Consider the following 12686-nt stretch of genomic DNA (forward strand, 5'->3'; position numbering starts at 1 on the left):
AGGGATCCGCAGCCGGTGACATCATCGCAGGTAGCCCTGATGAGGGCGAGGCCAAAACTCACGCGAGACCAAAATCGGGTTGGGGCACAATAAGGTAGCCCACGAACGGACGAACCGAGCCATCCGGCGCAGCCACCGGCCGGTCCGCGTGAAGGCGCACTTCTCCAGGACCCGGCACGACCCCACGTTCGCTTCCTCGACCCGCGCCGAGACGGTCGCCACGCCTCGGGCAGCGGCCTGCGCGAGAGCGAACGTGACGCCATCCGATGCCTGGCCCCGGCCCTGCGCAGACTGCGCAACGCGGTAGCCAAGCTCGGTCGACGAAGGCATCGCCCCGGTCGCCCACATGGCGAGCGAAGAAGGCGCGGTTGTCCACCTCGAAGCGTTCCAGCGCCCGCGCGTGACCCGCACGCAACAACTCCACGCCCACATCGTCAGGCACGCGCGAAGTCAATCACGGCCAGCGACGCGCGAGGCGGTCCGCTGCGTCCTCGACGCCCTGAGTCAGCCTAGGCCGGAAGCGAGCAAGTGGGCCTCCACCGCCCGGCCGCCGAGCGCGGTCGGGCAGTCGCTGGCGATTGGCGCGCGCTCGTGGCGAAGGACTCGTATGCCACCTCGGCGAGAGCACAATGGACCCGTGATCCGGGTCCTCATCGCCGACGACCAGGAACATCTCGCGCGCATTCTCGCGAAACTAGATGTGCGCGACCCGGTTCAGCCAGTCGTTCTCGCCCACGAGACAGGCTTTTATCCGCCGTGGAACGGACTGAGGGTCGCCCATGCGCCTCTATGAGCTGCTCTATCGCTTCGGGCAAACCCCCTGGGAGCAGTATGCTGTCGCCTCCGCTAAAAGCATTGCGGCGCAACTCGACCGGGTGGAGGCAGCATACGATCGACCGTTTGGCCGGGCTCTGGATCTTGGCTGCGGGCGCGGGGTGTATGCCGAAATCCTCGCCGCCCGGGGGTGGCAGGTGGTCGGTGTGGACAATGTTGCGAGCGCCATCGACGCGGCGAGCGCCCGCGGCATACCGAACGCTGTTTTCCGGGTGGCGGACGTGACGGATCTGCCGCGCGATCTCGGACGTTTCGATGTCTTCCTCGACATCGGGTGCTTCCAGCACCTCGATCGCAGCGTGCCGGCTCAGCGTGCATTATCGGGAAGGTCTTTGGTCGCTGGGGCAGCCAATGACCTTCCCGATCCTTCTGGCCTGGCCGCCGGCTGCCACCTCCGCAGCTGCGCTTGTCGACGGGGTCCTCAGCGTGGCCCGGTGGTTCGCAGCGTCACCGTCGTGGCACTGCCGTCCGAGGGTGAGAACTGGCGGACGGTAGGACCGGGCCGCGTCGCTCGTCTCGGACGAGGCGCTCGAGCACCCGTCGTTCGGCGAAAACGTCGCCGCCGTCCGCCGCCGTCAGATCGCGGGCGAGACCGTCCATCCACTCCGCGCTTGGGTCGGTGACGCTTCCGCCCGGAAAGCCCATGCCGCCCCGGCTGTCCCACAGCAGCAGCTCACGTCCGAACCGGTGGGCCACCTCAAAAATCACCTCGTTATAGAGGAAGCCCGGCCCGCTTAGGGCTGGGAGCGCCGGGTCGACGCCGAACGCCGCGGGGTCGATTCCGCCGGACCGGTAGGCCGCCCACGCCGCGCCTGCGGTGCAAAAGCCGCCCTCACGCGGGTCGTCGAGCGGCAGGTCGGTCGGGTCCGGCACACCGGGTCGCGCCTGGTCCAACTCCGCGTCGAAGCGGCGCCACCGGCCGTCGAGCCAGGCCTCCACGATGACGTGATCGTGGTGCCATCCGTCGACGAAATCGCCGGCGAAACCGACCCGGGAGCGAGCCGGCACGTGATGCTCGCGAAGGATCGCCAGGGCCGGCAGGGTGTGGTCGCGGCAGCAGCCCTGGAGGCGCTCGGGCGCGCGCCTTTCCTCGGCGAGGGTGTGCCGTGCCGGGCTCGATCCACCCGGAGCATGTCGCTGACCCAGCGCAGGTTGATATCGTCGCGGGTCGCCTCGGGCAGGTCGGCGCCCGAGGCGCGGAAGTGCTCGATCACGCTGCGGGACACCGCCGACGCGCTTGAGATCTCCGGTGACACGGCGCGCACAAGCGCGGCATACGGCCCCGGGTCGGTGAACTCGGAATGCCGGGTGTGGTCCACGACGGCTGTTGGGTCCATGGCTGTTGGGTCCATGAGCGTTCCTCTCGGTGAGGTGTCAGACACCGTGGACTCTGACAACGTGTGAGAGTCAAGCCCGGACCGCGGGCTGAGTCACCTCAACCGGTCGCGAAGGGTCGCATCAGCCGGATGCCGAGGGGAATGAAGGTCAGGCTCCACAGGCCCAGGGCGATCATGCGAAAAGCGTTGCTACCGCTGATATTGGCTGGGGTCACGAGCAGGAGCAGGACGAGGGCAGAAGTCAGCAACATCCAGGCCGGCAGACCCTGCCAGACCTTGGCCCGCACGATGGCGACACCGGCGATCAGTTCACCGACGATCGTGACCAGGGATGCGACACCGAAGGCGGTGCCGACGAGACCGGCGACCGGGGAGTCGGCGGCCTCCTTGACGATGGCACCCGACCAGAGTTCGCATCCGGCGAGGAGGAGGTTGCCGACGATGGCGAACCACGGCCCCAGCCGCCCCGCCCTGCTCCTCCCGAACGGCGCGGCACGCAGGATTCCATGGCAGAGCACCGCGGTGAGCCGATGCAAGACCGCCAGCACCACCCTCAGCCCGACGAAGTACCGCGGCGAATCGGGTTAGCTCCACTGCGTGTCCGGCACGTCCGATGCTGCGGGTCTGGCCAATCCCCACACCGCTAGCGCCGCCATAAGAACGCCCGAAACCACGCCCGCGAGGCCACACCGGCCCACCTCGCTGGCCGACGCCGACCGCTTGGCCATCACCTGACTCACCTAGGACTCAGGCGCCGCGTCGCAACTCGCCCGCCTGGCAAGCCCGGCAAGGAAGAGGTCGACCCCTGCGCGGAACTGCTCGACATCGTCGTGCGTCGCGAACTCGTCGGCGACGGCGTGGACAAACGGGAACTCCTCGGGATCGAGCGAGCGCCACTCCTGCGCGATCTCCTGCAGATACTCCGCCTGGGTCTTTCCCTCGACCATTTTCTCGGCCGGCAACTGGCGCATCTCCGCGCCGACCCCGACGACGAAGGACACCAGTGAACTCACCGCGTCGAACGTCTGGCGCGGGGTGAGATTCAGGCGCATGACCTGCCGTCCGAACAGTTCGAACAGCCGCATCGAGTTGGGCTGCATTCCGGTATCGCGCATCAGATAGGCCCCCGACCACGGGTGGGCCTGCATCGCGAGGTAAAGATCCATCGACAGGACGCGGAGGGCTTCATACGGGTCGGCCGGGAGATCGGCCGCGGCGACCACGCGGCCGAGGATCTCATTGGTCGCGGCGTCGAGGACCTCGTCCTTGCTCGCGACGTAGTGATAGATCCCGCCGACACCCGTGTGAAGCTCGGCCGCCAGCGCGCGGAAGGTCAGCGCGCTCTCGCCAGCCGAGTCCAGGAGCGCGATGGCAGCGCCGACGACGACGTTGCGGGAGAGTTTCGGGGGCCGGCCGCGACGAGGCGCCGCGCCGGCCGCGGGGGGCGGGTCCGCTCCATCCATAGGGCGCATGGTGGCACACCTCGGCGTGCTTTCCGAACGGCGTTCAGCAAAGACTTGCGCATTACCGAACGGCGTTCTATCCTCGGTGCGAACCCATTAACGAACGATGTTCTAGAAAGGAGGCCGGACGATGACCGCGCTCACCGCCCCCGCCCCAAACGCCACCCTTCCCCGCACGTACCCCTCCTTGCGGGCCGCGTGGATCCCGCTGGCCGCTCTGTGCCTGGCCTTCTTCGTCGAGATGGTCGACAACACGATCCTCAACATCGCCCTGCCAACGATCGGGCGCGATCTCGGCGGCGGGACGACCGCCCTCCAGTGGGTCACCGGCGCGTATTCGCTCACCTTCGGCGGGTTGCTGCTCACCGCTGGCTCGGTCGCCGATCGCTTCGGACGGCGCCGCGTGCTCGTGGCCGGGCTCGGTCTCTTTAGCCTGGTCAGCCTGCTCGTAGTGGCCGTCACCGAGATCACCCACCTGGTCCTCGTGCGCGCCGCCCTCGGTGTCGCTGCGGCCGGGATGGCGCCGGTCACCGCCTCCCTCATCTTCCGGCTCTTCGACTCCGACGCCTTGCGGATGCGGGCGATGACCCTGCTGATCGTCATCGGCATGAGTTCGTTCGCGCTCGGCCCGGTCGTTGCCGGGTCCGCGCTGGCCACCGTCTCGTGGCACTGGCTGCTGCTCGTCAACGCGCCGGTCGCCCTGATCGCCGTCCTCGGGGTCCTTCTCGGCGTGCCCCGTGACGACCCCGCGGACCTGCACGACGCCCCGCTCGACCTGCTCGGGGCAGGGGCGACGATCGCGACGATCGCGTTCGCGTCATACGGCTTGACCAGCGGCGTCGAGAATGGCTGGACCGCGCTGACCACGCTGCTCTGCGGCGCCGGCGCCCTGTTTGCGCTGATCGGTTTCGTGGTCCGTGAGCGCACCGCCGCCCACCCGATGCTCGACCTCGCGCTGCTGCGGATGCCGACCGTCCGCGGCGCCGCGCTGGCTCAACTTGGCGGGTCGATCGCGATGATCGGGACGATGTTCGGGCTGATCCTGCACTTCCAGTACGCCTTCGGCTGGAGCCCGATGCGCGCCGGCCTCGCCAACCTGCCGTTCGTCCTGACTATGATCGCCGCCACCCCGATCGCCGAGGGATTGATCGGCCGCTTCGGCCACCGGGTCGCCTGCCTGCTCGGCGCGGCGACGCTGACCGTGTCGATCCTCGGGCTCGCCGCGGCGATCGGTCACGCCTACTGGCTGATCGCGCTCGCGATGGTCGGTATGACGCTGGGGCTGCGGATCATCATGACGATCTGCGCGGTGGCGCTCATGCAGGCCGTCCCCGAGAACCGCACCTCCCTGGGCGCCGCGCTGAACGACACCTCCCAGGAACTCGGCACGAGCGTTGGCGTGGCCCTGGTGGGCACGGTCCTGGCCGCGCTCCTCGGCGCCGCCCTCCCCGCTGGTGCGTGGCCCGCGGCCCTGGTCGCCAGCTTCTTCCACGCCGAGCGGGTCGCCGTCGTCGCCGTCGCCGCGCTGGTCGGGGTGATTGCCCTGTATGGCGCGAGCACCCTGACCGACTCTCGGGCGACCGAGGAGCACTGAGCCAGCGTACGGCTGGATGTGCAGTGAGTGGCGATTGCACAGCGCTGTGGAGCGCCTGGAGTCCTGGTGCGGCAAGGCAACAACGGCAGTTGAGTCCGTAACGTTGGTGTACGAGGCCGGTGGTTGTTCGTGTCCTTCCCGGGAGACACGACGGCCACCGGGCATCCTTCGAGTGAACCCATCACAGCACTCTCGAAAGGATGGTCCCGATGACCGTCGCATTGCCCAGTATCGACCCTGCCCGTTTCTTGGACGAACAGCTCGCGCAGGCGAGCCCGGACTTGATGCGGGAGATGTTGTCCACGTTCATCCACACGATCCTGTCCGCGCAGGCCGATGCGGTGTGTGGGGCGGAGTACCGCTCCCGGGTCCCGGAACGGTCGAATCGTCGTAACGGCTACCGCCACCGTGATCTCGACACCCGGGTCGGCACCATCGATGTGGCGATCCCGAAACTGCGGGAAGGCACCTTCTTCCCGGACTGGTTGTTGACCCGGCATTCGCGGGCGGAGAAGGCGCTGACCAGCGTGGTCGCGACCTGCTACCTGCTGGGGGTCTCGACCCGGCGGATGGACCGGCTGGTCCAAGCGCTCGGGATCACCGGCCTATCGAAGTCCACGGTCAGTGAGATGGCCAAGGATCTCGACGGTCAGGTCGAGGCGTTCCGGACCCGCCCGTTGGACGCCGGGCCGTACACCTTTGTCGCCGCGGACGCGTTGACGATCAAGGTGCGTGAAGGCGGGCGCGTGGTCAAGATCGCGACCATGCTCGCCACCGGCGTCAACGCCGAGGGGTACCGGGAGATCCTCGGTGTCCAGGCGTCCACGGCCGAGACCGGCGCCGGCTGGCTCACCTTCTTCCGGGATCTGGTCGCCCGCGGCCTGACCAGCGCCGGCCCGGTCGGTCTGGTGACCTCCGATGCCCACGCCGGACTGGTCGAGGCCATCGGCGCGACGCTGCCCGGGACGGCGTGGCAGCGTTGTCGTACTCACTACGCGGCGAACTTGATGGCGGTGACTCCGAAGAACAGTTGGCCGTGGGTGAAAGCGTTGCTGCACAGCGTGTATGACCAGCCCGACGCTGCAAGCGTGCACGCCCAGTTCGACCGGATCGTCGAGACCCTGACCGAGAAACTGCCCGCGGTCGCCGCGCACCTCGACGACGCCCGCGCCGACATCCTGGCCTTCACCGTCTTCCCCAAAGGCGCCTGGAAGCAGATCTGGTCGAACAACCCCCAGGAGCGGCTTAACCGGGAAATCCGCAGGAGGACCGATGTGGTCGGGATCTTCCCCAACCGCGACGCCCTGATCCGGCTGGTCGGCGCGGTCCTAGCCGAACAACACGACGAGTGGACCGAACAACGCCGCTACCTCGGCCTCGAACTCCTCGCCCAATGCCGCAAAGCCCTCACCCCCAAGGAGGAAACCCCCGCCCAGAACCCACTCACCGCGATCACCGCGTAACCCCGACACGCCCGAAGGATGAAAAACCTTCAAACACCACGCATCAGGACTTGACCACAACGGCCGCTGGGGCGGACCGTCAGCTTGGGTATTCTGACGCGGTGAGGGCACCGAAGCGCCCTCGGCAGTTGCCGCGCAAACCGGCCCTAAACGTCCCCAGACGGCCGCGCCTGAAGTGCGGCTTCCCGAGCACGCTACTCGCCGTCGAGTCCACCGCGTCGCCAGCTCCAATCAATGTCGATGGGATGGTCCGCACGAACGGAGGACCGGCGCTAGTGGTCGGCGCCGGAACAACCGCTAACAAGCTGCTGGCTCCGGCCCAAGGCATCGCCGGGGTCCTTGCGGGCGACTACTCAGAATCCGCGTTGCAGCGCGCCGCCGACCACTTCAAGGTCACCGTGTTAACGGTGCAGCACCAGGTCGACAACCAACTGGCCGCATGATCACACCTCTCCGCCTGGCCAAAGTCGACTGAGCTTTCAGAGCCTGGGGCCGATCAGGAGCGCAGGATGCGCATCGTCGACTGCAGGGCCAGGCGCGTATCGGGCGCCGACACCGGAGTTGCGAGGATGCGCTCGGCCGGGCGATGCGCTTACCCCTGGCCGACGTCTCGACCGAGGGTGCGGCCCGCGAAGCCCATCCCAATCGCCATCAGCCAGGAAGAGCAGCCCGACGAGGAAGGGGACGAGCGTCGCCGCGGCGAGCGCCAGGGTCCGGGTCCGCTCGCTGGCCGCGGTCATGGCGGCTTCGTGGGCCTGATCGGAGCTGCGGGTCAGCGACACCATGACGAGCAGCCCGAAAACCCCTAGAGCAGAGCCGATCCAGACCTGACCGGCGGCCAGGTGGACGAGGTCGGCGACCGTGCCGTCGAAGCAGACGGACCCGGCGTCGAGGACGATGACGCGGTCGCACAGGGCGGTCGCACAGGGCGCTCACGTCCTCGGTCTGGTGGGTCGCCAGCAGCACGGCCGACCGGCGGGCCTGCTCGGACAGCAGGCCGCGAAGGGAGGCCCGCTGCTCCGGGTCCAGGCCGGTGGTCGGCTCGTCGAGAATGATCAGCCGCGGGTCACCCATGAACGCCTGCGCGAGCGCGAGGCGGCGCCGCTGGCGGGAGAGCGCCGAGATCCGTTTGCTGGCCTGCTCACCGAGGTGAACCAGGTCAAGCACGCGCCGGACTTCCGCGCGCCGGGCCGCGGTGTCCTTCCATTCCTTGAGGACGGCGATGTAGTCGAGGAAGCCGGCCGCGGCCATCCGCGACGGCATACCGACCTCCCGGGGCAGGTAGCCGAGCGCGCGGCGGGCGTCGGTGCGCTCGGCGAGGTTGCCGGTAACGTCATGTCCCGCAACGGAAATCGTGCCGGTGGTCGGCAGCATAGCGGTGGCGAGTAGGCGCAACAGGGTCGACTTGCCGGCGCCATTGGGTCCCAGCAGGCTGATGACTCCGGACGCAGATCGAGATCGAGCGGAATGCAGCGCCCGAGTGGAGCCGTAGGACTTGCTCCACGGCGCGCACGGTGAAGTGACCCTCTACGGCGGCCTGGCCGGCCCGGGTCAGTCGGTCCGCGGCATACCGATCGAGGATGGCGGCGTCGGCGTGCCAGGCGTCGGCGTGGGTGCTCACGAGAGGTGCTCCGATCCGGCGAGGAGGGTGCCGCGCAATTGGCGCTTGGCCGCGCGCAGCCGGGATTTGACGGTGCCTTGCGGCAGCCCGAGCAGGGTGGCTGCCTCCTTGGTGGTGAGGCCGTCGAGCACCGTCACCTGCACGACGGCGTGCAGGTCGGGCGAAAGGCGGTGCAGCGCAATGCCGACGTCACCGTGCTCGATGGCGACGAGCAACTCGTCCTCGGCGCTGCGGACCACGGGCAGGGCGGCGGCGATCGTGACCCTGTCGCACCCAAGTGGCCCAGCGGATCACCTTGGCGAAAACTCGTCGCCCAGATGCCACGCCCGCTCGCCCTAATCGTATGTATACAATTGCCTACGATACATACATCAAGGAGTCGGCATGACCTCGCGCCCCTGCTTCCACCTGGCCATCCCGGTGACCGACATCGCCGCCGCCCGCGCCTTCTACGGCGGCGTCCTCGGCCTCGCCGAGGGCCGCTCGGACGAGCGGTGGGTCGACTGGAACTTCTATGGTCACCAAGTGGTCACTCACTGCACCGGCGAGCGGCGCAGTGAGCCGGCCGGCCACAACCTCGTCGACGACCACCAGGTCCCGGTCCCGCACTTCGGCCTCGTCCTGAGCATCCCGGACTTTCACGACCTGGCCGCGAAGATGCGGGCCGCCGGCGCGGAGTTCGTCATCGAGCCCTACCTGCGCTTCGCGGGCCTGCCCGGGGAGCAGTGGACGATGTTCTTCCTCGACCCGTCCGGCAACGCGATGGAGTTTAAGGCGTTCGCCGACGAGTCCCAGATCTTTGCCGTCTGAACGCTTTTCGGTATGCCGCAGACCAAGGCCGAGCGGGTCTACCTCGCCCTGCGCGAGGACATCACCGCCGGGCGATTGCCGGCGGGTGCGCCGCTGGACGAGGTCGCACTGGCCGAGGTGCATGGTGTCTCGCGCACCCCGGTCCGAGAGGCGCTGCGCCGGCTGACCTCCGATGGACTGGCCGCGACTGGCGCCCGCCGACAGGTCCGCGTGGTTGAGCTGTCCGATGCGCGGCGCCACGAGCTGACCGTCATCCGCTGCGCGCTGGAGGCGGCGGCCGTGCCGTGGGCGTGCGAGCGGGTCACACCGGAGGACCTCGATGAGCTGCGTCTGTCGCTGTTCAAACAACACCGGCTCGCGGTGTCCGGCGCGATCGGGGATTTCCTCGCGGCGGACGAGCAATTCCACCGCCGCCTGGTTCAGACCGCCCGAATGGACACCCTCGCCCGCCTTGTCGACCAACTCGGACCCGTCATCCGCCTGACCCGGCTCGGCGTCCCTACCTCGATCGACCACGTGCGGGTGCTCGTGGCCGAGCACGAGCGCATCGCGACCCTCCTGGAGGAGCGGAAGTCCGAACTGCTAGTGACCTTCCTGGACAACCACATTCGCAACATCGGCCCGCGGGGGCCAGCGGGCGGCGGGTCACAATCCCTGCGCTGAGCCGTGGGCGCCCTGTTCAGGAGAGCGCGTCGCGCCGGCGGGCAAGGTGGGCACGTTCGACAGGATTGCCGGCCAAGCCAATCGCCCTGTCGTATGCCGCTCGCGCCTGCTCCGCTCGCCCCAGCCGCCGCAGCAGGTCGGCCCGGGTGGCGTGGTAGGCGTGATAGCCGTCCAACGCGGCCGCGAGCCGATCGACCTCGGCGAGAGCGAGCTGAGGACCGTCGCGTTCGGCGACGGCGACTGCGCGGTTGAGGCGCACGATCGGAGACGGGTCGAGGGCGACCAGGCGGTCATACAGCGCAATGATCTGCGACCAGTCGGTCGCCGCAGCCGCGGGCGCCGAGGTGTGGACCGCGTTAATCGCGGCTAGTAACTGAAAGCGGCCCGGGGGTGCGCCACCGGCGGCGACGACATCAAGCCGTTCTCTGACCAGGGCGTGGCCTTCGGCGACCAACACACGATCCCAGGCGCCGCGATCCTGCTCGGCGAGAACCACCAACTCGCCACTGGCAGACACCCGTGCGGGGCGGCGGGCATCGGTCAGCACCATCAGCGCCAACAGGCCGGCGACCTCGCCGTCCTCTGGGAGGAGGGACCGCAGCACTCGGCCCAGCCGGATCGCCTCGTCGGTGAGGTCGACCCGCACCGCCTCGCTCCCGGCGCTGGCGAGGTAGCCCTCGTTGAAGACGAGGAAGATCACCGCGAGGACTCCGGCGAGGCGCGGGTGCAGGTCGTCCGTCGAGGGAACCCGGTAGGGCACGTGCGCGGCCTTGATCTTGGCCTTGGCCCGGGTGATCCGCTGGGCCATGGTGGTCTCGGGGACAAAGAAGGCGCGCGCGATCTCGGCGACGGTCAGGCCGCCGAGCAGCCGCAGGGTGAGGGCCACGCGAGCCTCCATCGACAAGGCCGGGTGGCAGCAGGTGAAGACGAGCCGGAGCCGGTCGTCGGTGACTGGGCCGGTCGGCTCGGCCGGAGTGTCGTCATACAACATCTGGGCCGCCTCGTATTTCGCGCTGCGCTGGGCCTCGCGACGCAAGCGGTCGATCGCCTTGCGGGCCGCGGTTGTGGCGAGCCAGCCGCCCGGATTTGGCGGTATGCCGTCCCGCGGCCACCGCTCCACCGCCGCCGCGAACGCCTCAGCGGCAGCGTCCTCGGCGAGGTCGAGGTCGCCGAATCGGCGGGCGAGAGCGGCGATCACCCGCCCCCACTCTTCGTGGTGGGCACGGGTGATCGCCTCTGCGGCAGCGGTTTCGGTCACTGCTCCAGCATGTCGCGGATCGACTCTTCGGTCTGGAAGGGCCGCACCTCGACCGCTCCCCGGCACGCCCTCGAACCCTCGGCCGCCAGCGCCAGGGCCACATCCAGATCGGGCGCCTCGATGACCCAGAAACCGCCGAGGTGTTCCTTGGCCTCCAGGTAGGGCCCGTCGGTGAACACCGGGGTGTCGCCCTGACCATCTACTGTCGTGGCGGTCGATGAGGGGGCTAACCCGTCGGCGAAGACGAAGTAGCCCTCGCGCTGGAGTTTGTCGTTGAAGACCGCGGTGTCGGCGAACGCCTGCAGCATGGCCTCCTTGGAGTCGTAGGGACCGAACTCGGTGTTCTCGGCGGGGAAGACGGACAGCAGATACCTGGGCATTGGTCAATTCTCCTTCGTCGTTCGACTAGGTGCTTGGCTACGCACACCACATCCACGAATGGGATGGGCCCGATACGACAGCCGCACACAACTCAGTCACGGAAGGGGATTGACGAGCGGCGGACGGGTGTGTCGGCATACCCACAAGCGGTGAGCAATGACGCCACGGACGCCTCGGCGGCGGCGCCGTTGGCGGAGGGTGAGATCGCCAGCCCGCGCACCGGCAGCGGCGAGTTCGTGATTGTTCCCACGGCACCGGGTCGGGCATTCGGGGCGGCCCCAGTGAGCCACAGATAGGGCGCGATTCCATAACGGCTCGGGCGGTAGCGCACGAACGAGCTTGTCCGAGAATCCGTCCGCGCATCCTGCTCGGTGTAGAGCGTGGTCGCCAGGCGGGTTTCGCGCTGATCGCGGAAGCCGGCGTGTTTGGTCAACAACAGGGCCAGCTCCAACTGGTCGACCAGATCGGTGATATCTGCTTGCGCCTCGGCGGGCAGATCCCCCAGGCGACGCTCCACGGAGGTATGCCGAGCATGCTCGCCGAGGTCGAGCCCGCGCACGTGCGCCAGCGCCTTCGGTAGCCGGTCGAGAACCGCATCGACCATCCGGCGCTGCCCCTCCTCGTCATAAACCACCGGGACCCAGGGCCGGCGCCGGATCATGAACCCGTCGTCCGGCGCGCCGTCCACCTCCGGATGGCTGCCCGGGTCGCCGAGGACGAGCAGCGGGGCCCGCGAGTCCTATGACCACTCGATTCGGGCTCATCGTCGGCAGCGTTGCCGACGCCTCGATCAACGCCGGCTCGCGGCCTACTTGGTGAGCCGCGCACCGAGCGACTTCGCCTTCGACACCATCCCCATCACCGACCTCCCCGTCTACTCCTACGATCTCGATCCCGACTTCCCACCGGCCGCAACGGCATTCAAGAAGGCTCTTGTCGATCATCGCCAGCTGCTGTTCGTGACTCCCGAATACAACCGGTCGATCCCCGGAGCGCTGAAGAACGCCCTCGATTGGGGCTCGCGCCCCTGGGGAGACTCCTTCGCCGGATGCCGTGCGGCCATCGCCGGCACCGGCCTCAACGGTGCCGGCTCGGCGGTGGCACAGGCACACCCGCGCAGCATCCTCGGCTACCTCCAGGTGTCCGTGTTGGGGGCCGAGGAGGTGTGCCTGCCCTGGACTGACGGAGTTCTCCACTCCCCGCGGATGGCCGAGCTTGTCGACGCCTTCTGGGAGAGTGTCCGCGCCGCGCTACCGGATTGA

16 protein-coding genes and 1 pseudogene are annotated in these 12686 nt (G+C 68.6%); 8 read left to right on the forward strand and 9 right to left on the reverse strand.

The annotated features are described in order from the left end of the window. Positions 1–21: 21 nt before the first annotated feature. Positions 22–432: a GNAT family N-acetyltransferase gene (locus V9G19_RS21725; protein ID WP_462287478.1), complete on the reverse strand. Its 411-nt coding sequence runs from the start codon at positions 430–432 to the stop codon at positions 22–24. 205 nt (positions 433–637) lie between these two features. Here V9G19_RS21725 and V9G19_RS21730 point away from each other — a divergent pair, with 205 nt between their 5' ends. Beyond that, entirely contained in the window at positions 638–793 is a 156-nt protein-coding gene (locus V9G19_RS21730) for a hypothetical protein (protein ID WP_462287479.1), read from the forward strand. Then, positions 780–1457, forward strand: coding sequence for a class I SAM-dependent methyltransferase (locus V9G19_RS21735; protein WP_462287480.1), 678 nt, complete (start codon positions 780–782; stop codon positions 1455–1457). Before V9G19_RS21730 ends, V9G19_RS21735 begins: the two co-directional genes overlap by 14 nt. Before the next feature lie 286 nt (positions 1458–1743). On the opposite strand, the pseudogene V9G19_RS21740 reads toward V9G19_RS21735, so the two are convergent. The 3 genes and pseudogenes from V9G19_RS21740 to V9G19_RS21750 all read right to left on the reverse strand — a co-directional run. Further along, positions 1744–1980: pseudogene (locus tag V9G19_RS21740) on the reverse strand (transglutaminase domain-containing protein); the annotation flags it as partial. Between the two features lie 289 nt (positions 1981–2269). Further along, on the reverse strand, positions 2270–2689 hold the full coding sequence (locus tag V9G19_RS21745) for a hypothetical protein (protein WP_462287481.1): 420 nt from the start codon (positions 2687–2689) through the stop codon (positions 2270–2272). A 222-nt stretch (positions 2690–2911) separates the two neighbouring features. After that, on the reverse strand, positions 2912–3634 hold the full coding sequence (locus tag V9G19_RS21750; protein ID WP_462287482.1) for a TetR/AcrR family transcriptional regulator: 723 nt from the start codon (positions 3632–3634) through the stop codon (positions 2912–2914). 130 nt (positions 3635–3764) lie between these two features. Here V9G19_RS21750 and V9G19_RS21755 point away from each other — a divergent pair, with 130 nt between their 5' ends. From V9G19_RS21755 to V9G19_RS21765, 3 genes are all read left to right on the forward strand, one after another. Further along, complete coding sequence (locus tag V9G19_RS21755; protein WP_462287483.1) at positions 3765–5228, forward strand: MFS transporter; 1464 nt, start codon at positions 3765–3767, stop codon at positions 5226–5228. Between the two features lie 209 nt (positions 5229–5437). Then, positions 5438–6691 carry an IS256 family transposase gene (locus V9G19_RS21760; protein WP_462287484.1) on the forward strand — a complete coding sequence of 418 codons (1254 nt, stop codon included), beginning with the start codon at positions 5438–5440 and terminating at the stop codon, positions 6689–6691. 101 nt (positions 6692–6792) lie between these two features. Continuing rightward, complete coding sequence (locus V9G19_RS21765; RefSeq protein ID WP_462287485.1) at positions 6793–7134, forward strand: hypothetical protein; 342 nt, start codon at positions 6793–6795, stop codon at positions 7132–7134. 208 nt (positions 7135–7342) lie between these two features. Here V9G19_RS21765 and V9G19_RS21770 read toward each other — a convergent pair whose 3' ends face one another. Together V9G19_RS21770 and V9G19_RS21775 are read right to left on the reverse strand one after the other, a co-directional pair. Then, complete coding sequence (locus tag V9G19_RS21770; RefSeq protein ID WP_462287621.1) at positions 7343–8164, reverse strand: ATP-binding cassette domain-containing protein; 822 nt, start codon at positions 8162–8164, stop codon at positions 7343–7345. Between the two features lie 144 nt (positions 8165–8308). Continuing rightward, a complete protein-coding gene (locus V9G19_RS21775) occupies positions 8309–8551 on the reverse strand; it encodes a sigma factor-like helix-turn-helix DNA-binding protein (protein WP_462287486.1) in 243 nt (80 codons plus the stop codon). A 145-nt stretch (positions 8552–8696) separates the two neighbouring features. Between V9G19_RS21775 and V9G19_RS21780 the strand changes: the two genes are divergently transcribed. Both V9G19_RS21780 and V9G19_RS21785 read left to right on the forward strand, forming a co-directional pair. Next, the gene (locus V9G19_RS21780; RefSeq protein ID WP_462287487.1) at positions 8697–9122 is read left to right on the forward strand and encodes a VOC family protein; all 426 of its coding nucleotides are present in this window, start codon (positions 8697–8699) and stop codon (positions 9120–9122) included. 12 nt (positions 9123–9134) lie between these two features. Continuing rightward, on the forward strand, positions 9135–9785 hold the full coding sequence (locus tag V9G19_RS21785) for a GntR family transcriptional regulator (RefSeq protein ID WP_462287488.1): 651 nt from the start codon (positions 9135–9137) through the stop codon (positions 9783–9785). 16 nt (positions 9786–9801) lie between these two features. Here the strand turns inward: V9G19_RS21785 and V9G19_RS21790 are convergent, their stop codons facing one another. From V9G19_RS21790 to V9G19_RS21800, 3 genes are all read right to left on the reverse strand, one after another. Beyond that, positions 9802–11043 (reverse strand): RNA polymerase sigma factor, encoded by a 1242-nt coding sequence (locus V9G19_RS21790; protein WP_462287489.1) that lies wholly within the window; start codon positions 11041–11043, stop codon positions 9802–9804. Continuing rightward, entirely contained in the window at positions 11040–11423 is a 384-nt protein-coding gene (locus V9G19_RS21795) for a YciI family protein (protein ID WP_462287490.1), read from the reverse strand. The genes V9G19_RS21790 and V9G19_RS21795 overlap by 4 nt, the downstream gene beginning before the upstream one ends. A gap of 92 nt (positions 11424–11515) precedes the next feature. Next, on the reverse strand, positions 11516–12112 hold the full coding sequence (locus V9G19_RS21800; RefSeq protein ID WP_462287629.1) for a hypothetical protein: 597 nt from the start codon (positions 12110–12112) through the stop codon (positions 11516–11518). Here V9G19_RS21800 and V9G19_RS21805 point away from each other — a divergent pair. Next, positions 12084–12686 carry an NADPH-dependent FMN reductase gene (locus V9G19_RS21805; RefSeq protein WP_462287491.1) on the forward strand — a complete coding sequence of 201 codons (603 nt, stop codon included), beginning with the start codon at positions 12084–12086 and terminating at the stop codon, positions 12684–12686. The genes V9G19_RS21800 and V9G19_RS21805 overlap by 29 nt on opposite strands.

This window comes from Nostocoides sp., from assembly GCF_037045025.1.
Classification (GTDB): domain Bacteria; phylum Actinomycetota; class Actinomycetes; order Actinomycetales; family Dermatophilaceae; genus Nostocoides_A.

What these genes read in the sequence shown, in the direction of transcription:
- V9G19_RS21725 (WP_462287478.1), bottom strand. Translation starts at nt 432, where the DNA reads ATGTGGGCGTGGAGTTGTTGCGTGCGGGTCACGCGCGGGCGCTGGAAC.
- V9G19_RS21735 (WP_462287480.1), top strand. Translation starts at nt 780, where the DNA reads ATGCGCCTCTATGAGCTGCTCTATCGCTTCGGGCAAACCCCCTGGGAG.
- V9G19_RS21750 (WP_462287482.1), bottom strand. Translation starts at nt 3,634, where the DNA reads ATGGATGGAGCGGACCCGCCCCCCGCGGCCGGCGCGGCGCCTCGTCGC.
- V9G19_RS21755 (WP_462287483.1), top strand. Translation starts at nt 3,765, where the DNA reads ATGACCGCGCTCACCGCCCCCGCCCCAAACGCCACCCTTCCCCGCACG.
- V9G19_RS21760 (WP_462287484.1), top strand. Translation starts at nt 5,438, where the DNA reads ATGACCGTCGCATTGCCCAGTATCGACCCTGCCCGTTTCTTGGACGAA.
- V9G19_RS21780 (WP_462287487.1), top strand. Translation starts at nt 8,697, where the DNA reads ATGACCTCGCGCCCCTGCTTCCACCTGGCCATCCCGGTGACCGACATC.
- V9G19_RS21785 (WP_462287488.1), top strand. Translation starts at nt 9,135, where the DNA reads ATGCCGCAGACCAAGGCCGAGCGGGTCTACCTCGCCCTGCGCGAGGAC.
- V9G19_RS21795 (WP_462287490.1), bottom strand. Translation starts at nt 11,423, where the DNA reads ATGCCCAGGTATCTGCTGTCCGTCTTCCCCGCCGAGAACACCGAGTTC.
- V9G19_RS21805 (WP_462287491.1), top strand. Translation starts at nt 12,084, where the DNA reads ATGAACCCGTCGTCCGGCGCGCCGTCCACCTCCGGATGGCTGCCCGGG.